Source organism: candidate division KSB1 bacterium (genome assembly GCA_024655945.1).
In the GTDB taxonomy this organism is placed as follows: Bacteria; Zhuqueibacterota; Zhuqueibacteria; order JANLFK01; family Oleimicrobiaceae; genus Oleimicrobium.
Map to the genome: position 1 here is coordinate 216,746 of JANLFK010000005.1, position 19,254 is coordinate 235,999.

The following is a 19,254-nucleotide window of genomic DNA, read 5'->3' on the forward strand; positions in this document are numbered from 1 at the left end:
AGCACCGATGAGGAACCAAATTCTTAGGCAAAAGGAGAGCGAGACACCATGGCAGTGACAAGTGACTTTCTCCAGGTTGCCCCACGCAATCGGCTGCGCGGGACGCTTCCCAAAATAGGGATCAGGCCGGTGATCGACGGCCGCCGTCAGGGGGTGCGCGAATCCCTGGAGGCACAGACCATGCAGATGGCGCGCAATGCCGCTCGTCTGCTCACCGAGATCCTGCGCCACGCCAACGGCCTGCCCGTGGAGTGCGTCATAGCCGATACCTGCATCGGCGGCGTGGCCGAAGCGGCCGCTGCGGCGGAAAAGTTCGCGCGCGAGGGCGTGGGCGTGTCGCTCACGGTCACCCCCTGTTGGTGCTACGGCACCGAGGTGATGGACACCGATCCCTTGACGCCGAAGGCGGTTTGGGGACTCAACGGCACGGAGCGGCCCGGGGCCGTCTACTTGGCGGCGGCGTTGGCTGGCTACAGCCAATTGGGCCTGCCTGCGTTTGCCATCTATGGCCGCGACGTGCAAGACGCCGACGAGACCAGAATCCCGGATGATGTGGCCGACAAGCTGCTGCGCTTTGCCAAGGCAGGGCTGGCCGTGGCCACCATGCGCGGCACCTCCTACTTGGCGATGGGCGGCGTGTCCATGGGCATCGCCGGCTCCATCGTCGACCCCGGCTTTCTCTTGCACTATCTGGGGATGCGCTATGAGCACGTGGACATGAGCGAGTTCGTCCGTCGGCTGGAGCAGAAGATTTTCGATCCGGAGGAGTTCCCCCGCGCCCTGACCTGGGTGAAGAAGTACTGCCAGGAAGGCGAGGACCCCAACCCGCCGGAGGGGCAGCACAGCCGGGAGCGCAAGGACTGGGAATGGGAGACCGTGGTCAAGATGACCATGATCGCCCGCGACCTCATGGCGGGCAATCCTCGCTTGGCAGAGCTGGGCTATGGCGAGGAGGCGCTCGGCCACAACGCCCTGCTGGCCGGGTTCCAGGGGCAAAGGCAGTGGACCGACCACTTTCCCAATGGCGACTTTTTGGAGGCAATGCTCAACTCCTCGTTCGACTGGAACGGCATTCGCCAGCCTTACCTTGTTGCCACGGAGAACGATTGCCTGAACGGGGTAGCGATGCTCTTTGGCCATCTGCTCACCGACACGGCGCAGATTTTTGCCGACGTGCGCACCTACTGGAGTCCGGCCGCGGTGCAGCGCGTGACCGGCAAGAAACTCAGCGGCCGCGCCGAGAACGGTATCATTCACCTCATCAACTCCGGCTCCGCCTGTTTGGACGGCTGCGGCCAGCAACGGCGGGGCGGCAAGCCGGCGATCAAGCCCTTCTGGGAAATCACCCCAGAGGAGGCCAAGGCATGTTTAGAGGCGACGCGCTGGTGCCCGGCAGACCTCGGCTACTTCCGAGGCGGCGGGTTCTCTTCGCAGTTCCTCACTGTGGGCGAGATGCCGGTAACCATGTCGCGCGTGAACATAGTGAGCGGCCTGGGGCCGGTCCTGCAAATTGCTGAGGGCTACACGGTGGACCTGCCCTTGGAGGTGCACCGCACCTTAGACCGCAGGACCAATCCCACCTGGCCGACCACCTGGTTCGTGCCGGTGCTCAATGGCGAAGGCCCTTTCACCGACGTCTATTCGGTCATGGCCAACTGGGGAGCCAACCACGGCGCCGTCAGCTACGGGCACATCGGCGACCGCCTCATCACCTTAGCCGCCATGCTGCGCATTCCGGTAGCGATGCACAATGTGCCGCGCGAGCGCATCTTCAGGCCAAGCGCCTGGGGGGCCTTTGGCACCAAGGACCTGGAGGGAGCTGACTTTCGCGCCTGCAAGAACTTTGGGCCGCTCTACGGTCGGTAATCGCCAAACAAGCACGAGGCAGCGACCATGGCAGCGCGGAAATACTTGGCCTTTGACTTTGGCGCAGAAAGCGGACGGGCAATGCTGGGGTTAGTCGACGAGCGCTCCATCCAACTTGCCGAACTGCACCGCTTTGCCAACCGGCAGGTGACACGCGACGGCCACCTCCACTGGGATTTGGCCTACTTGCGCGGCGAGCTCGAGCGCGGGCTCGCTGCGGCTGCTGCAGCCGGGCACAAAGAGCTAGCTGGCATCGGGGTTGACACCTGGGGCGTGGACTTTGGCCTGTTGGATGCTGACGATCGCCTGCTGAGTGACCCCTACGCCTACCGCGACAGCCGCACCGCAGGGGTGATGGAAGAGGTATTTGCCACCATTCCGCGCGAGGAGCTCTACCGGCTCACCGGCAGCCAGTTCATGCAGTTCAACTCCCTGTTCCAGTTGGTGTGCACGGCACGCAGAGAGCCTGAGGTCTTGGCCCGCGCCCGCACGCTCCTCTTCATGCCCGACCTATTCAACTTTTTCATGACCGGCGAGAAGAGCTGCGAGTACACCATTGCCTCCACCTCGCAGATGCTCAACGCGCGCACGCGCACCTGGGAAGAGGCGCTTTTCTCCCGCCTGGGTCTGCCCCGCCAGCTTGTCCTGCCGCTGACTGCTCCCGGCACCCGCCTTGCGCCGCTGTCTGAGCAAGTGGCAGCCCGTGTGGGTTTGCCCCGCGTGCAAGTCATCGCCCCAGCCTGCCACGACACCGCCAGCGCCGTGGCTGCGGTGCCAGCCGGCCAGGGCTCCTGGGCCTACCTCAGCTCCGGCACTTGGTCGCTTCTGGGCGTGGAGCTGCAGGAACCGATGATCAGCGAGCTTTCCCTGCAAGGCAATTTTACCAACGAAGGCGGGGTGGGCGGCACGATCCGCTTCCTGCGCAACACCATGGGGCTGTGGCTTCTGCAGCGCTGCCGACGCGACTGGGAAAGGTCGGGCAGATCGATGAGTTACGACGAGTTGGTGGCGCTGGCCAAAGACGCCCAACCCTTTGCCACCCTGGTGGACCCCGACGATGCCTCGTTCCTGAATCCACCGGACATGCCCGCGGCCATTCGCGACTTTGCGCTGAAGACCGGCCAGCAACCACCGCAGAGCAAGGGCGGCTTCGTGCGCTGCGTTTTGGAAAGTCTGGCCCTCAAGTATCGCTTCCTGGTCGAGAGGCTGAGGTTCATCACTGGCGTGCAGCCGGAAGTGCTGCACATCGTAGGCGGGGGCTCACAGAACGAGCTCCTCAACCAGTTCACAGCCGACGCCACCGGGCTTCCAGTGTTGGCCGGACCGGTGGAGGCCACCGCCTTGGGCAACATCGCCGTGCAGGCCATTGCCACGGGGCAGTTGGCTTCGCTTGCAGAGGCGCGCGAACTGATTGCGCGCTCCTTCCCGCTCAAGGAGTACCGGCCTCAGCACAGGGCAGCCTGGGACGAGGCGTACGGCCGCGCGGCACCGCTGTTCCACTGACCTTGCACCAAGGGAGGCCCGGAATCTTTGGCAAGCGGTAAGCAACCGGAATCGCGCTCCTCGGGGGGAGACGCCGGCAGGCGCGCATCTCAGGCACGGGGCCATTGCTCCGCAATGAGCTCCTCCGAGGAGAGCTCGCCCGCACCGGGTAGCAGCAGAAGGAACCGCTACCTCGCGCGTCCCAAAGGAGCAAGCCGCGCTTCGCCACAGTGAGGCTGGAGCGCACTGCTATTCGCCGTAGCCGCGCCAACGCCGCTTTCGAGGCAGGCTGAGGGGTGGCGAAGCTGGAGGGGGTTGAGGCGGTTTGATTGCTGGCTTCGTCACTGGCGTCCATGGTTCTGTTAGACATTCGCCGAAGGAAGAACGCGCATGGGACTGACATGGATCGATTTGGTGGTCTTCACCGGCTTCTTGGGCGCGGTCATGGCGGTATCGCTCTACGCCGGCCGTCGCGAGCAGACCTCTGAGGACTATTTCCTTGCCGGTCGCAAGCTGACCTGGTACCTGGTGGGCTTTTCGCTCATCGCGTCGAACATTTCCACGGAACACTTTGTGGGCATGGCCGGCTCTGCCTTCGGGCGCGTGGGGCTGGCCATAGCCAGCTACGAGTGGATGGCAGCCATCACCCTGGTGATCGTGGCGTGGTGGCTTCTGCCCATCTTCCTCAAGGCCGGCATCTACACCATGCCGGAGTTCTTGGAGTACCGCTACGATGTGGCCACGCGCACCATCATGGCCACCTACATCATGGCGGCCTATGTTGTGGTGCTGTTGGCCACGGTTCTCTACAGCGGGGCCGTGGCGCTCAACGCCATCTTCGACATACCGCGCCTCTTCGTGCAACGGTTCGGCATGGAGCAGGCGCGCGCCGAGCACTGGGCAAACATCACCGGCATCTGGCTCATCGGCATCATCGCCGGCAGCTACACGATCTACGGTGGGCTCAAGTCGGTGGTGTGGTCCGACCTAATCCAGGGCGCAGGGCTGCTCATCGGCGGGGCGCTGGTTACGATCTTGGGACTGACTTTCCTCGGGCACGGCAACATTTTCCACGGCTGGCAGAGCTTTGCCAGTGCCAATGCCCACAAGCTCCACGTGGTGCTCCCCTGGAACGATCCGGATGTGCCGTGGCTTGCGGTCTTTGTCGGGGGCCTGTGGATTCCCAACCTCTTCTATTGGGGCCTCAACCAATTCATAAGCCAACGCACCTTGGGGGCAAAGAGTGTGGCTGAGGGGCAAAAGGGCATCATGTTGGCGGCGCTGCTCAAGCTCTGCATCCCCTTCATCATCGTCATCCCCGGCATCATGGCTTACCAGCTCTTCGGCAGCGAGATCACCGTGGCCGACAAGGCTTATCCGCACATGATCAGCAAGCTCCTGCCGCCCCAGCTTCGTGGGGTCATGTTGGCCGCCCTTGCCGGCGCGGTGATGAGCACCTTCAACTCCGGGTTGAATTCGGCCTCGACGATTTTCACCATCGACATCTACGCCAAGTACCTCAGGCCGCAGGCTTCGGCGCGCCACCTGGTGCGCGCGGGCAGGCTGGTGACCACGGTGATTGTCGTGGTCGCCTGCCTGTGGGCGCCCATCATCTCCAAGTTCAAGGGCGTGTTCAGCTACATTCAAGAGATTTGGGGCTTTATCTCGCCGGGAATTGTCGCCGCGTTTCTGGTGGGGTTAGTGGTCAAGAAGGCGCCCCCTGCCGCAGGCAAGGCGGCCATGCTCATCGGCTTGCCGCTGTACGGCTTCTGCCGCTTCGGGCGCTTCATCTGGCACATCCCCGGCCTGCAGAATTTTGCTCCTGGCGCTTATCGCGCAGTGGCGGCTTTCAACTCGTGGGCTTTTCTTCATCACATGGCGTTGGTGTTCATCGTGCTGGCCATCTGCATGCTCATCATCACCCGGGCGCGGCCGCTGCAGAGGCCGGTGACGCTGCCCGTTTCCTCCCTGGACACGCGCAACCACCCGCACGTGTACCTGATGGGCGCCGTGGTCATCGCCCTCACGGTGACGCTGTACGCCATTTTCTGGTGACGAACACAGAACGATGAGGAGCACCATGCACATTCCTTCTCAAGAGAGCGTCGGCGACTGGTCGCCTGAGGAGTTCCGGCGGCACGCCGAGCAGACGCTCCACTGGGTGAGCTCGTATTTGGAGAACTTGCGCTCCTATCCGGTGCTGTCGCGCGCCGCACCGGGCCAAATCAAAGCACAGCTCCCTGCCTCTCCTCCTGAACAGCCGCAGCCGTTTGCTGACAGCCTCGCCGACTTTGAGCGGGTGGTTCTGCCCGGTATCACCCACTGGAACCACCCGCGTTTCTTCGCCTATTTCTCCATCACCGGTTCCTGTCCAGGCATCTTGGGCGAGCTCATCTCCTCGGCGCTCAACGTGAACGCCATGCTCTGGAAGACCTCGCCGGCGGCAACAGAACTGGAGCAGGTTGTCCTGGACTGGCTGCGGCAGATAGTCGGCCTGCCAGAGGACTTTTGCGGTGTCATCAACGACACCGCCTCGGTGAGCAGTCTCTGCGCTATGGCTGCGGCGCGCGAGGCTGTCGGCTTGGCGATTCGCGAACAGGGGCTGAGTGGCAGAAGCGACCTACCGCGCCTGTGCATGTACACCTCCGACCAGGCGCACTCGTCCATCGAAAAGGCGGCAATCGTCTTAGGCATCGGCCAGCAGTGGCTGCGCACAATTCCCTGTGACGCCCAGTACCGCATCGATGTTCGCGCCTTGGAGCAGGCCATCCGCGCCGATGAGGCCGCCGGCCATCGCCCCCTGTGCGTGGTGGCCACCATCGGCACCACCTCCACGACCAGCGTCGACCCGGTAGCGGCAATTGCCGAGCTGTGCGCCGAGCATGCCCTGTGGCTGCATGTGGACGCAGCCTACGGGGGCGCCGCCGCCATCGTGCCGGAAAAGCGCTACCTGTTCACCGGCTGGCAGAGGGCCGACTCTATTGTCGTCAACCCGCACAAGTGGCTCTTCACTCCCATCGACTGCAGCGTGCTCTTCTGCCGCAGGCCCGAGGTGCTGCGCCAGGCTTTTAGCCTCACGCCCGAGTATCTGCGCACCGCCGAGCAGGGCCAGGTGACCAACCTGATGGACTATGGCGTCTCCTTGGGACGGCGTTTCCGCGCCCTGAAGCTATGGATGGTCATTCGCTCGCTGGGCACTGCCGGGATCGCCCAGGCGTTGCGCCAGCACATGGCCTATGCCGAACGTTTGGCTGAGGCCATTGCTGCCCACCCTGATTTTGAGCTGGTGGCGCCGGTGCCGTTCAGCACCGTGGTCTTTCGCTATCGGCCGCGCGGGGTGCCGGAGGAGCGCCTCAATGCGCTGAACGAGCGACTGCTTGCCGCCGTGAACGGCACGGGAAAGGCCATGCTCTCCCACACCGTGCTGCGTGGCGTGTATGCCCTGCGCTTAGCCATCGGCAACCTGCGCACCACCTGGGCGGATGTGGAACTGGCGTGGCGGGTGGTGCAGGAGGAAGCAGAGAGGGTGGGGCGGGAATAGGAACCGCATCGGTCCAAACTGCCCCATCTTTTTTCTTGACTTCCAGCCACAAATTCCTTATCTTGTCGGCCAGAGGGCGCACGGTACTGGCCCGGGCTGGTGGCCTTGCGCAATGGCGCCCCTGGAGGGAGGATGCGGTGCAGAAAACGCGAGGAACTCAGACCCCAATCTCCATCCCGGACAGCGCAGCGAGCCGCTCAATGCCCTGCTCTCCCTTGCTGACACGCCTCAGGCACTTTCCGGTCAGGACCTGGCGTCCTCTTGTCGTTCACATAGCAAGGAGGAGCTCATGACATCCCAGACATCCCCGTCTGAAAAGGTAACCTGCTCCGGCTGGCAGCTAGGCGCCTTGGTCGCCCTGCGCATGCTCATCGGCTGGCACTTCCTCTACGAAGGGCTGGCCAAGCTGCTCAATCCGTACTGGTCGTCGTCCGGCTATCTGTTGGAGGCCAAGGGCTTCCTTTCCGGGTTCTGCACCTCCATCGTGGCCAATCCGACGGCGCTGCGCCTCGTCGACTGGCTGAACATCTACGGCCTCATCGCCATTGGGCTGGGGCTCATCGTCGGCTGTCTCACCAGGCCGGCGGCTATTGCCGGCGCAGTGTTGCTCCTTCTCTACTACCTCTGCAATCCGCCCTTCGTCGGCTTCAAGTACTCCTCCCCGACCGAGGGCAGCTATCTCATCGTCAACAAGAACCTCGTCGAGTTGTGTGCGCTGGTGGTACTGGCGCTTTTCCCCACCGGCAGGATAGTAGGCCTGGACCGATTGCTGTTCGGTCCGCCGCGAATCGTTGACCCACAACATGCGTGAAAGTTGGAGAACGCTCCATGCCTGAAGAGAACGTCCGCGAAAGCGAGCACCAGGCGCAGCCACCCCAGGCACGTCGAGGGATTGGCAGACGCGAGGTGCTCAAGGGCCTGGCTTCGGTGCCAGTGTTGGGGCTCTTCGTTTACGGTCTGCTCAAGAAGCGGTCGTTGGATGAAAGCCGCCGCGCGCAGATTCTGTCGGAGCTGGGTCTGGGCGAGGCGCCGGCCGTGCTGCCCAAGACTACCGGCAAGAAGGCCGGCGAGCTGATCCGCCTCGGCATCATCGGCTTCGGCGGCCGCGGCGAGGACCTGATTCGGGCAGCAGGCTTTGCCCACCCCGATTGGGTGGAGCAAAAGCGCCGCGACGCAGAGAAGAACAAGTTGGACAAATGGCTGGAGGACTGGCTCAAGCAGGAAGACCTGAACATCGCCCTGACCGCAGTATGCGACGTCTTCGACGTGCGCGCCGAGCGCGGTTTGGCGGCCTCCAAGAACGAGGTGCGGCCAGGAGGAACCGGCGCGCCCTTGGCAGGAGCCAAACGCTACCGCCACTACCAGGAGCTATTAGCCAGCAAGGACGTGGACGCGGTGATTATCGCCACGCCCGACCACTGGCACGCGCAGATGGCCATCGATGCCGCCCAGGCCGGCAAGCACGTCTACTTGGAAAAGTGCATGACGCGGACCGAGGAGGAGGTCTATCGCCTGCACGAGGCGGTGACGCGCAGCGGCATCGTCTTTCAGCTCGGCCACCAGAACCGCCAGCAGGCCACCCATGCCAAGGCGCGAGAGATCGTGCAGAAGGGCATCTTGGGCCCCATCACCCTGGTGGAGACCACCACCAATCGCAACTCGCCGGGCGGCGCCTGGGTGTACGACATCCACAAGGACGGCAGCCCGCAGACCATCGACTGGGAGCAATTCCAGGGGCCGGCGCCGCACAAGGTGCCGTTTAGCTTGGAACGCTTCTTCCGCTGGCGCTGCTGGTTCGATTATGGCACCGGCCTCTCCGGCGACCTGCTGTCGCACGAGTACGATGCCGTCAACCAAATCCTCGACTTGGTCATACCGCACTCGGCGGTGGCCTCCGGCGGCATCTACTTCTACAAGGACGGCCGCGACGTGCCCGACGTCTTCCACGTAGTCTTTGAGTATCCCGAGCGCAACCTGACGCTCATTTACAGCGCCACACTGGCCAGCAACCGCAATCGCGGCAAGGTGTTTATGGGCCACGACGCGGCCATGGAGGTGGGCGGCGTTCTCACCGTGACCCCCGACTATGAGTCTACGCGCTTCAAGAAAAAAATCGAGGACGGGGTCATTGACCCCTCTCTGCCGCTGTTCACCTATCACCCAGGCGCCAAGGGCATCGACGCGGTCACCTCGGCCAGCGAGCAGTACTTCGCCTCGCGCGGGCTCCTGTACACCTATCGCGAGGGCAAGCGGGTGGACGTCTCACACCTGCACATCAAGGAGTGGTTAGACTGCATTCGCAATGGCGGGCAACCCAGTTGCAACATCGAACGCGGCTTCGAGGAGGCCATCACCTGCCACATGGCCACCAAGTCCTATCTGGAAGGGCGCAAGGTCTTGTGGGACCCGGTCAAGCAGAGAATTGTCTGAGGGCGGGCCACGAGAAGAGCCAGCACAGCGGAGGGCGCTATGTCGACAAAGACACGACTCGGCATCATGATGTTCCTACAGTACGCGATTTGGGGGGCATGGGCACCGGTGCTTTCGGAATATTTGATGAACCGGCTCGGGTTCACTGGTGTGCAAGTCGGGTGGATCTATGCGGTCCTGCCGCTGGCAACCATCGTGGCACCTTTTCTTGGCGGGCAGGTCGCGGACCGTTGGCTTGCCTCTGAGAAGGTGATCGCCATGCTGCAGTTGGCAGGCGGCGTGTTGCTCCTTGCCATGTCGCGCCTCACCTCCTATGGCACCCTGTTGCCCCTCATGTTGCTCTACTGCCTGCTCTATGCGCCGACGCTGGCCATCACCAACTCCATTGCCATGATCAACTTGGAGAGTTCCGAGAAGGAGTTCGGCCGCATTCGCGTGTGGGGCACCATCGGCTGGATTGCTGCCGGGTGGCTCCTGGCCGCGTGGCGGTACGGTGGGCAGAGCCTGATGTTGCGCGGCGACACCCTCTTCTTGGCCGGCATCTTCTCCCTCATCATGGGACTGCAGGCCTTTAGCCTGCCGCACACGCCGCCGAAGAAGGAGGGCGTCAACCCCTTCGCCTTCCTTGAGGCGCTAAAGATGCTGCGCGACAAGAACTTCTTGATCTTCGTGAGCATCACCTTCGTGGTGGCCACGGAGTTGGAGTTCTACTACATCCTCACCGCGCCCTTCTTGCAGTCGCCGGTCATTGGCCTGCCGGCCAAATCGATCTCCGCAGTGATGACCATTGCCCAGGTGGCGGAAATCTTTGTGATGGCCTTCCTCCTTTCCCTCTTTCTGGAAAAGTACGGCATGCGCAACACGCTGGCCATCGGCGCGTTGGCCTGGCCGATCCGCTACATCATCTTCGCCATCGGCAAACCGGCCTGGTTGGTCATCGCCTCGTTGGCCCTGCACGGCTTCTGCTATGTCTTCTTCTTCACGGCAGCATTTATCTACGTGGACAAGGTGGCACCTAACGACATCCGCGCCTCGGCGCAGAGTCTGATCGCCATCATCGCTTTGGGACTGGGGCGCTTCATCGGCAGTCTCTTTGCCGGTTGGATAAAGGATACGTTCACCGCGGCAGGTGTGACCAACTGGCGGGCCGTGTTCATGGTGCCCTGTGTGCTGACCATCCTGTGTGCCCTGGCCTTTGTGCTCTTTTTCCGCGAAGAGCGGGAGGCGGGCAAGGCACGGGCGACGGCTTGAGAGGCAAGCAGAAAGTGAGGTGAGCATATGGAAGTGACCAGGCTGGGGGTCGGAATCGTGGGGGGAGGATTTGTGGGGAGCTTCCACATCCGCTCGTGGGTGGGGGTACGCGATGCCGACATCTTAGGCATCGTGGACAAGAATCGCCGGACTGCGCAAGCAGCGGCCTCCTTGGCCAAAAAGCTGCGCGTTGGCGATGCCAAGCCGTACAAGAGCATCTCCGACATGGTGGCCGACCCGGCCATCCACGCCATCTGGATCTGCATCCCCAACTATGCGCGCTTGGAGGTGATGGAGGAGATCGTCCATGCCTTAGAGACGGGCCAAGGGGAGCTGATCGGCGTGGCCTGCGAAAAGCCCTTGGGGCGCACCGTGGCTGAGGCACGCAAGATGCGCGATCTAGCCAGAAAGGCCGGCCTGCTGGACGGCTACTTAGAAAACCAAATTTTCTCCCCCAGCGTGGTACGGGGAAAACAGATTGTCTGGTCCCGCGGAGCGGCCATTGCCGGCAGGCCGTACTTGGCGCGGGCCGCCGAGGAGCACAGCGGACCGCACATGCCGTGGTTCTGGGAGGGCACCTTGCAGGGCGGCGGCGTACTGAACGACATGATGTGCCACTCCGTGGAAGCGGCGCGTTTCCTGCTCACCCCGCCAGGAGCGCCGCGCAACGTGCTCACCCCGGTCAAGGTGACCGCCCACACCTCTTGCCTGAAGTGGCAACGTCCGGAGTACGTCCGTCACCTCAAGAAGTATAGCGAGGGCAAGCTGGACTACCGCCGGCGTCCTGCCGAGGACTTTGCCAGGTCGCTCATCGAGTACCACGACGAGCACGGCGAGCCGCTGATTGTCGAAACCACCACCTCCTGGTGCTACGTGGGCGCCGGGCTGCGTCTGAGCATGGAGCTTCTGGGGCCGGAGTATTCTCTGGCCATCAACACCCTCGAGTCCGGGCTGCGGGTCTTCTTCAGCCGAAAGGTGAAAGGCGAGCAGGGCGAGGATTTGGTGGAAAAGCAGAACGCCGAGATGGGCTTGATGCCGGTGGTGAGCAACGAGGAGAGCGAGTACGGCTACGAGGCGGAAAACCGCCACATGGTGCAGTCCTTCTTGGCCGGCAAACGGCCCATGGAGAACTTTGACGACGGCCTGAGCGTGACCGAGCTGCTCATGACTGCCTACATGAGCGCCGAGCAACAGAAGACGCTCTCCTTCCCGCCGCCTGGTCTGGACAGTTTCGTCCCAGCGGTGGCGCAAGGCAGGTGGAATCCGCGCAAGCTATAGGCCAAGCTCGGCACCTAGCGCGGCAATAACCAACCCGCATCCTTGAGGATGAATATCATGGCGCGAACACTGTGTGCTGCTCTGCTGCTGGCCAGCTGGGTAGGGTGCGCCACCCGCACGCCGGCGCCTCCTCTGGCCGTGCAGTGCTGGACGTTCCGGGCCTTCACCTTCATCGAGGCGCTGGACCGGATTCAAGAGCTGGGCCTGTCCGCAGTGCAGGCCTACCCAGGACAACCGCTCGCTGCAAACCTGCCTGGGGCGGTCTTTGACCACCGCATGCCGGAAGAGCAGGTCAACTGGGTGGAAAAGGCGCTCGCTGAGCGCGGCCTGCGCCTGGTGGCCTACGGGGTGGTGGACGTCGGCCGGGACGAGGAGAGTATGCGCCCGGTCTTCGACTTTGCCAAGAGGCTGCACATTCCCACCGTAGTCGCCGAGCCCGAGTTCGAGGCTCTGCCACTGCTGGAACGCATCGCCAAGGAATATGACATCCGCGTGGCCATCCACAATCATCCGGCGCCATCCCGATACGCGCGCCCGGAGACCCTCAACGAGCAGATCCGCCAGCGCGACCACCACTTGGGCGCCTGCGCCGACACCGGCCATTGGCTGCGCAGCGGAGTGGTGCCGGTGGAGGCCTTGCGCCTGCTGCGTGGCCGCATCCTGGACGTGCACCTCAAGGACCTCAACGCCTTTGCCAGGCGCGACGCCACTGACGTGCCCTGCGGCCAGGGGAAGGCCAATATCCGCGCGGTGGTGGCCGAACTGCGCCGCCAAGGGTACGACGGCTACCTGTGCATCGAGTACGAGAACGAAGAGCAGCGCGACAATCCGTCGCCGGCTGTGCGGCGGAGCATTGCGTATCTGAACAAACTGGGCTGCCGCTGAGGCTGAGCCTTCGGCAGCATGCGGAGGTAGGATTTATCATGAAGGCACATCGGCTTTGCCTGATGAGCGCCGCGGCGGCGATCCTGTGCCTTGCCGCCTGCAGAAATCACCAATGGGTCACGCTGTTCGATGGGCGCTCCGTGGAGGCCTGGCGAGGCTTTCACCGCGCGAACTTCCCCAACGAAGGCTGGACCGTGCAAGACGGAGCGCTGAAGACCATCGGCGGCGGCGAGCATGTGGACATCATCACCAAAGAGACCTATCGCAACTTCGAGTTGGTCCTGGAATGGAAGGTGGCCCCCGGGGGCAACAGCGGCATCTTCTACCGCGTGACTGAGGAGGCCGACGCCGTCTGGCAGTCTGCTCCGGAGATGCAGGTGTTGGACGACGAACGCCACCCCGACGGCCGCGAACCAAAGACCTCCGCCGGCGCTCTCTACGGCCTCATCGCGCCGCTGGGCAAGCGTCTGCGCCCGGCGGGAAAGTACAACCAGGCGCGCATCGTGGTGCAGGGCACTAAGGTGGAGCATTGGCTGAACGGCGCGAAGGTGGTGGCCTATGACCTGGCCAGCGACTCCCTGCGGCACCTCATCGCCGGAAGCAAGTTCAAGGACTACCCCTGGTTTGCCTTGGCAAGGCAGGGACACATCGCCCTCCAACACCACGGCGAGGAGGTCTGGTACCGCAACATCAGAATCCGTCGCCTCCCGGAGGAGCAGAACGTGCCGCCGGAAGGCTTTGTCGCTCTGTTCAATGCCCGTGATCTCACCGGCTGGAAGGGCCTGGTGGGCAATCCGCTCACGCGCGCGCAGATGAGCCGCGACGAACTGGCCCAGGCACAAGCCGCAGCCGACGACACCATGCGCGCCCACTGGCACGTGGTGGATGGCGTGTTGGTCTTCGACGGCAAAGGCAGCCACCTCTGCACTGCCCGCGACTATGAAGACTTTCAACTCCTGGTCGACTGGAAAATCGAGCGCGACGGGGACAGCGGCATCTACCTGCGTGGCTCCCCACAGGTGCAAATCTGGGACGCCAACCGCCATCCGGAAGGCTCAGGGGGACTGTACAACAATCAGGTTCATCCCAGCAAGCCGCTGGTGTGCGCAGACCGCCCGGTAGGGCAATGGAACACCTTCGACATCACCATGGTCGGCGAGCGAGTTACCGTGCTCCTGAACGGAAAACTCGTGGTGGACAACGTGGTCATGGAGAACTACTGGGACCGCGCGCAGCCGATTTTCCCCGCCGGCCAGATCGAGTTGCAGAGCCACGGCACCAAGCTCTACTTTCGCAACCTCTTCATCCGGGAAATACCGCGACCTGGGGAGTGGCGCCAGCTCTTCAACGGCACCGACCTCAGCGGCTGGGTGGGAGCCACGAACGCCTACTACGTGCGCAACGGTGCCATCGTCTGCCCCAAGGGGGTCCATGCCAACCTGTACACTGCCGACGAGTTCCAGGACTTTATCCTGCGCTTTGAGTTCCGGCTCACGCCGGGTGCTAACAACGGTCTTGGCATCCGGGCGCCACTGCAAGGCGACGCCGCCTACGAGGGCATGGAGCTGCAGATCCTGGATGATAGCCACCCAGCGTACGCAACCATCAAACCGTATCAGTGCCACGGCTCCATCTATGGCGTAGCACCGGCCCTGCGCGGCCATCTGCGCCCTGCCGGGGAGTGGAACGTGCAGGAAGTGAAGGCGCAGGGGCGCCAGATAACGGTCGTGCTCAACGGTGTCACCATCGTGGACGTGGACCTGGACCAGGTGAGCGCCGCCGGCACCCCGGACGGCCATCCCCACCCAGGTTTGCAGAGAAAGCGGGGGCACATCGGCTTCTTGGGGCACGACGCCCATGTGGAGTTCCGCAATATCTGGCTAAAGGAGCTGTGAAATGGCGAACAAAACCGCTGGCGCATTTGCGCGCAAGCACGGCAACGGGACTTGCCAAAGGAGGAGCAGACTCATGTTAATGCGAAGCAGACACGTGACGCACCTTGCTTGTGTGCTTGTCCTCTTCTGGGCAACACCGGCCCTGCACGCCCAGGAGCTCAACTTGGAGGATCAGGTCATCGAGCACACGCTGGACAACGGCTTGAAGATCCTCATGGTCGAACGCCACGAGGTGCCACGCGTCGTGTGCCACATCTACTATCGGGTCGGCTCGGTCAACGAGCGGCCGGGTATCACCGGCATTTCCCACTTTCACGAGCACATGATGTTCAAAGGCACGCGCACCATCGGCGTGACTGACTTTCAAGCCGATGATGCCTTGAACCGCCAGATCGACAGCCTCTACCACCTCATCTACCGCGAAAAGTACTGGAAGCGCGACGGCGACCAGGCCAAGATCAAGTGGTGGGAGGCGCAGGCCGACAGCCTCATGAAATACGAGAAGCGCTACATCATCAAGGACGACCTGTGGGAGACGTACATGAAGAACGGTGGCACCGGCCTCAATGCCTCCACTGGGAAGGAGATTACCGGGTACTACGTCACCCTGCCGTCAAACAAGGTGGAGCTGCAAATGTGGTTGGAGTCCGACCGCATGCTCAACCCCTACTTCCGCGAGTTCTACTCGGAGAAGGAGGTGGTGCGCGAGGAGAGGCGCCTCAGCGAGAACAGCCCGGGCTACTTCTTCCGCGAGCAGCTCAATGCCACCTTCTGGGCCGCCTCCCCCTATGCCTGGAGCGTGGTTGGCTGGGACGCCGACCTGCAGAAGCTCACCAAGCAAGACATGATCGAGTACAATCGCCGCTACTATGTGCCGAACAATGCCGTGGCCGTGTACGTAGGGGACATCAATCCCCAGGGGATCATCGCCTTAGCGGAGAAGTACTTCGGTCGCATCCCGCGGGGACCTGACCCGGAGCCGGTGCGCACCACGGAGCCCAAGCAGTACTGCGAAAAGCGCCTCTACGGCGAGGCCGAGGCCCCTCCTTCGGTGACCATCATGTACCACGTGCCGCCAGCCGGGCACCCGGACGCGGAAGTCTTCCGCGTGATAAGCGGGCTCATGAACGGCACCACCGGGCGGCTCTACAAGAAGCTCGTCAAGGAAAAAGGGATTGCCGTGGAGGCGTCCGCTTCCGGCGGCGGCATGATGTACGACGGCCAATACTCCTTCAGCGGCCGCCCAAAGTCAGAGGCGGGCCATACTCCTGAGGAGGTGGAGCAGGCCCTGTACGAGGAGAGCGAGCTCCTCAAGAAGGAACCGGTGCCGGAGTACGAGCTGCAGAAGGTCAAGAATCAGACGGAGGCGAACTTTGTCCAGAGTCTGCGTTCCACCTACGCACTGGCAGCCCGCCTCGGTCGCGCCGAGTTAGGCCTCGGCTGGCGCGACCTGCAGAAATCCTTGGAGCGCATGAAGGCGGTGACGGCCGAAGACATCATGCGCGTGGCCGCAACCTACTTCGTCAAAGACAATCGCACGGTGGGCATTCTCTATCGTGCCGCCCGCACGCCACAAGGCAGGCGCGCCAGGTAGGTAAGACGAAGAAGGCCCATCGCCCTACAGGAGGAAGCGCACATGAGACGCTTGTTAATCACTGCCATACTTGCGGTGGTGGCGCTGTCCATAGCGACGGCCACCGCCCAGATTCCGCAGCATCCCTCTCAGCTTTCCTTTCGGCCGCTGCCCTTCGAGCCCCCCAAGGCCAAGGACTATCGCTCCGTACTCAGCAACGGCATGGTGGTCTACATCAAGGAGGACCACACCTTGCCGACAGTGGACATTCGGGCCACCATCCGCACAGGGAGCCTCTATGACCCGCCGGACAAGGTGGGGCTGGCGCGCATGGCAGGCGAAGTGATGCGCACCGGCGGCACCAAGAACATCAGCGGCGACGACTTGGATGAACGCCTCGCCTTCCTGGGCGCCTCCATCGGCACCATGATCGGCACCACCTCTGGCAGCGCCAGCATGTCGTGCTTAGCACGCGACAGAGAAGAGGTGCTCAAGCTGTTCGCCGACGTGCTGATGAACCCGCTTTTCGCCGAGGAAAAGATCAAGCTCTACAAGGACAAGGCCATCGAGGCACTGAAGACCAAGAACGACCAGCCGCGTGCCGTCTTGGAGACGGAGTTCCGCAAGCTGCTCTACGGCAACCACCCCCTGGTCTGGGAGGAGACGAAGACCTCGATCGAAGGAATCACCCGGCAAGACCTGATGGCTTTTCATTCCGCCTACTTTGCCCCGAACAACATCATACTGGCGGTGGCAGGGGACTTTCAACGCCAGGAGATGCTGCAGAAGTTAGAACAGGCCTTTGCCGGCTGGCAGCGCCGTCCGGTGACCATCCCCCGCATTCCGGAAGTAGCCGCCAAGAATCGTCCCGGCGTCTTCATGATCCAGAAACAGATCAACCAGGGGTATGTGAACGTCGGGCACTTTGGCATCAAGGACACCAACCCGGACATCTTTGCCATCAACGTGATGAACTTTATTCTTGGCGCCGGCAGCTTCACCTCGCGCATCACCAGCAAGGTGCGCTCTGATGAGGGCCTGGCCTACAACACTGGGTCGCGTTTCGCCAACGAACATCTCTTCCCCGGCACGTTCTATGGCTATGTACAGACCAAGTCCCAGACCGTGTACTACGCAATTTCCCTCATCCTCAAGGAGTTCGAACGGATCCGGCGGGAGCCTGTGAGCGACGAGGAGATGGAAACGGCCAAAAACTACTTCCTGGACAGCTTCCCAGACCGGTTCTCCACAGCCATCGGCACGATGAGCACCTTTGCCTCTTTGGAGTACGACGGCTTCCCGCTCGACTATTTCGACACCTACTGCGCCAAGATCCGAACGGTGACCAAGGAAGATGTTCTGCGCGTGGCCAAGAAGTACATCAAGCCGGACGAGATGACCATCATGGTGGTGGGCGACATCGAGGCGTGCAAGAAAGGGGACGAGAAACATCCCGGCACCTTAGACCAGCTGGGCCGCATCACCGAGATGAAGCTGCCTGACCCTCTCACCGGCCTGTAGAATAGCCAAGTGCACAGGGGACGGCCCTGGCCGGCCGTCCCCTTGTCCTATTGCCTACCTGACCGCTGACCAACGGGAGCAGCCTATCCATGGAACGCAAGAACCAGCCACACGGGGGAGAACGTCGTCCGCCACTTTTTGTCGCGCTCATTCCCATCCTGGCGATGATGGCTTTGCTGGTCATTGGCTACGGGATCTACCACATCGTCCCCCAGGTGCTGCTCATCGCTGCCGCACTGCTCACCGGCCTGCTCGGCATGGTCCTGCGCTTCCGGTGGGAGGACATGCAGAAGGGGATTGTGGAAAGCATCCACAAGGCGCTGCCCGCCATGCTCATCATGATTTGCGTGGGCATCCTCATCGGCTCGTGGATTGCCGCCGGCACGATCCCGATGATCATCTACTACGGCCTCAAGCTCATTTCGCCCAAGGTCTTTCTCGTCACCGCCTGCTTTGTGTGTAGCGTCACCTCACTGGCGACGGGGACCTCCTGGGGCACGATCGGCACGCTGGGCGTGGCGTTCATGGGCATCGCCACGGCCCAAGGCATTCCGGCGGGACCAGCAGCCGGTGCCATTGTCGCAGGCGCGTATTTTGGTGACAAGATGTCGCCCTTCTCCGACGTCACCAATTTGGCGCCGGCAGTGGCTGCCTCCAACCTCTTCGACCACATCAAGCACATGATGTATTCGGCAGTGCCGGCCTGGTTGCTGGGCTTTGTCGTCTATTTCGTCGTCGGCCTGCGCTATGGCACCACCACCGCCGAATCGGAGACGATGCGGCTGATCATGGAGACGCTGCGCCAGCACTTTTGCTTCCATGTGCTGCTGTTACTCCCTCTGGTCGTGGTCTTTTATTTTGCGGCAACAAAGAAGCCTGTGCTGCCGGGCATGCTGTTTTCCGCTTTGGTAGCCGGCGCATTGGCGGTCATCTTCCAGGGTGCCTCGGTGCCCGAGGTTGCGCAGGCCATGGACACCGGCTACAAGTCGGCCACGGGCGTAGCAGAGGTGGACAGACTCATCTCACGTGGTGGCATGATGAGCATGATGGGGGTGCAACTGGTGGCCTTCACGGCCTTCAGCTTCGGCGGCATCATGCAGCGCACTGGGCTGCTGCAGGTGATCTTTGACCACATCAAGAGCCTCACCGAGCGCGTGTGGAGCCTGGTGGCAACCACTGCGGCCAGCGCCATTCTGACGGCCATGGTGACCGGCAGTTCCTACCTGTCCATGATCGTCCCTGCCGAACTACTTGCCCCCGTGTACCGCCAGAAGGGCTTGGCGGCAAAGAACCTGTCGCGGCTCGTCGAGGAGTGCGGGGCCATCATCGTACCGCTCATCCCGTGGAGCATGGCAGGGGTGTACGTCACCGGCACCATCGGGGTGTCGCCCTTTCAGTACCTGCCGTGGGCGGTGCAAAACTATGCGGCAGTGCTGATCCTGGTGGTGTTCGGCTTCACCGGCTTGACGATGGCGCCCAAGATACGGGAGGACGAAACGCAGGTGGGGAGCTGAGGCTTTCGGCCTCACCCC

The 19,254-nt window shown here is 62.6% G+C and carries 13 protein-coding genes; all 13 read left to right on the forward strand.

What is annotated here, in order from left to right; translation table 11 throughout:
- Positions 1 to 48: 48 nt before the first annotated feature.
- The 13 genes from NUW13_08755 to nhaC all read left to right on the forward strand — a co-directional run bounded on the left by NUW13_08755 (position 49) and on the right by nhaC (position 19,236).
- A complete protein-coding gene (locus tag NUW13_08755) occupies positions 49 to 1,866 on the forward strand; it encodes an L-fucose isomerase (protein ID MCR4439116.1) in 1,818 nt (605 codons plus the stop codon).
- 27 nt (positions 1,867 to 1,893) lie between these two features.
- Positions 1,894 to 3,369, forward strand: coding sequence for a rhamnulokinase (locus tag NUW13_08760; protein MCR4439117.1), 1,476 nt, complete (start codon positions 1,894 to 1,896; stop codon positions 3,367 to 3,369).
- Between the two features lie 369 nt (positions 3,370 to 3,738).
- Complete coding sequence (locus tag NUW13_08765; GenBank protein ID MCR4439118.1) at positions 3,739 to 5,403, forward strand: solute:sodium symporter family transporter; 1,665 nt, start codon at positions 3,739 to 3,741, stop codon at positions 5,401 to 5,403.
- A gap of 25 nt (positions 5,404 to 5,428) precedes the next feature.
- A complete protein-coding gene (locus NUW13_08770) occupies positions 5,429 to 6,889 on the forward strand; it encodes a pyridoxal-dependent decarboxylase (protein ID MCR4439119.1) in 1,461 nt (486 codons plus the stop codon).
- A gap of 289 nt (positions 6,890 to 7,178) precedes the next feature.
- On the forward strand, positions 7,179 to 7,700 hold the full coding sequence (locus NUW13_08775; protein MCR4439120.1) for a DoxX family membrane protein: 522 nt from the start codon (positions 7,179 to 7,181) through the stop codon (positions 7,698 to 7,700).
- A gap of 17 nt (positions 7,701 to 7,717) precedes the next feature.
- Entirely contained in the window at positions 7,718 to 9,319 is a 1,602-nt protein-coding gene (locus NUW13_08780) for a Gfo/Idh/MocA family oxidoreductase (GenBank protein MCR4439121.1), read from the forward strand.
- 39 nt (positions 9,320 to 9,358) lie between these two features.
- On the forward strand, positions 9,359 to 10,570 hold the full coding sequence (locus NUW13_08785) for an MFS transporter (protein ID MCR4439122.1): 1,212 nt from the start codon (positions 9,359 to 9,361) through the stop codon (positions 10,568 to 10,570).
- Positions 10,571 to 10,597: 27 nt separating this feature from the next.
- Complete coding sequence (locus tag NUW13_08790; GenBank protein MCR4439123.1) at positions 10,598 to 11,848, forward strand: Gfo/Idh/MocA family oxidoreductase; 1,251 nt, start codon at positions 10,598 to 10,600, stop codon at positions 11,846 to 11,848.
- Positions 11,849 to 11,905: 57 nt separating this feature from the next.
- Positions 11,906 to 12,733 (forward strand): sugar phosphate isomerase/epimerase, encoded by an 828-nt coding sequence (locus tag NUW13_08795; GenBank protein MCR4439124.1) that lies wholly within the window; start codon positions 11,906 to 11,908, stop codon positions 12,731 to 12,733.
- A 38-nt stretch (positions 12,734 to 12,771) separates the two neighbouring features.
- On the forward strand, positions 12,772 to 14,628 hold the full coding sequence (locus tag NUW13_08800) for a DUF1080 domain-containing protein (GenBank protein ID MCR4439125.1): 1,857 nt from the start codon (positions 12,772 to 12,774) through the stop codon (positions 14,626 to 14,628).
- Between the two features lie 79 nt (positions 14,629 to 14,707).
- Positions 14,708 to 16,222, forward strand: coding sequence for an insulinase family protein (locus NUW13_08805; GenBank protein ID MCR4439126.1), 1,515 nt, complete (start codon positions 14,708 to 14,710; stop codon positions 16,220 to 16,222).
- A 42-nt stretch (positions 16,223 to 16,264) separates the two neighbouring features.
- Positions 16,265 to 17,722: an insulinase family protein gene (locus NUW13_08810; protein MCR4439127.1), complete on the forward strand. Its 1,458-nt coding sequence runs from the start codon at positions 16,265 to 16,267 to the stop codon at positions 17,720 to 17,722.
- Positions 17,723 to 17,811: 89 nt separating this feature from the next.
- Positions 17,812 to 19,236: a Na+/H+ antiporter NhaC gene (gene nhaC / locus NUW13_08815; GenBank protein ID MCR4439128.1), complete on the forward strand. Its 1,425-nt coding sequence runs from the start codon at positions 17,812 to 17,814 to the stop codon at positions 19,234 to 19,236.
- Positions 19,237 to 19,254 lie beyond the last annotated feature (18 nt).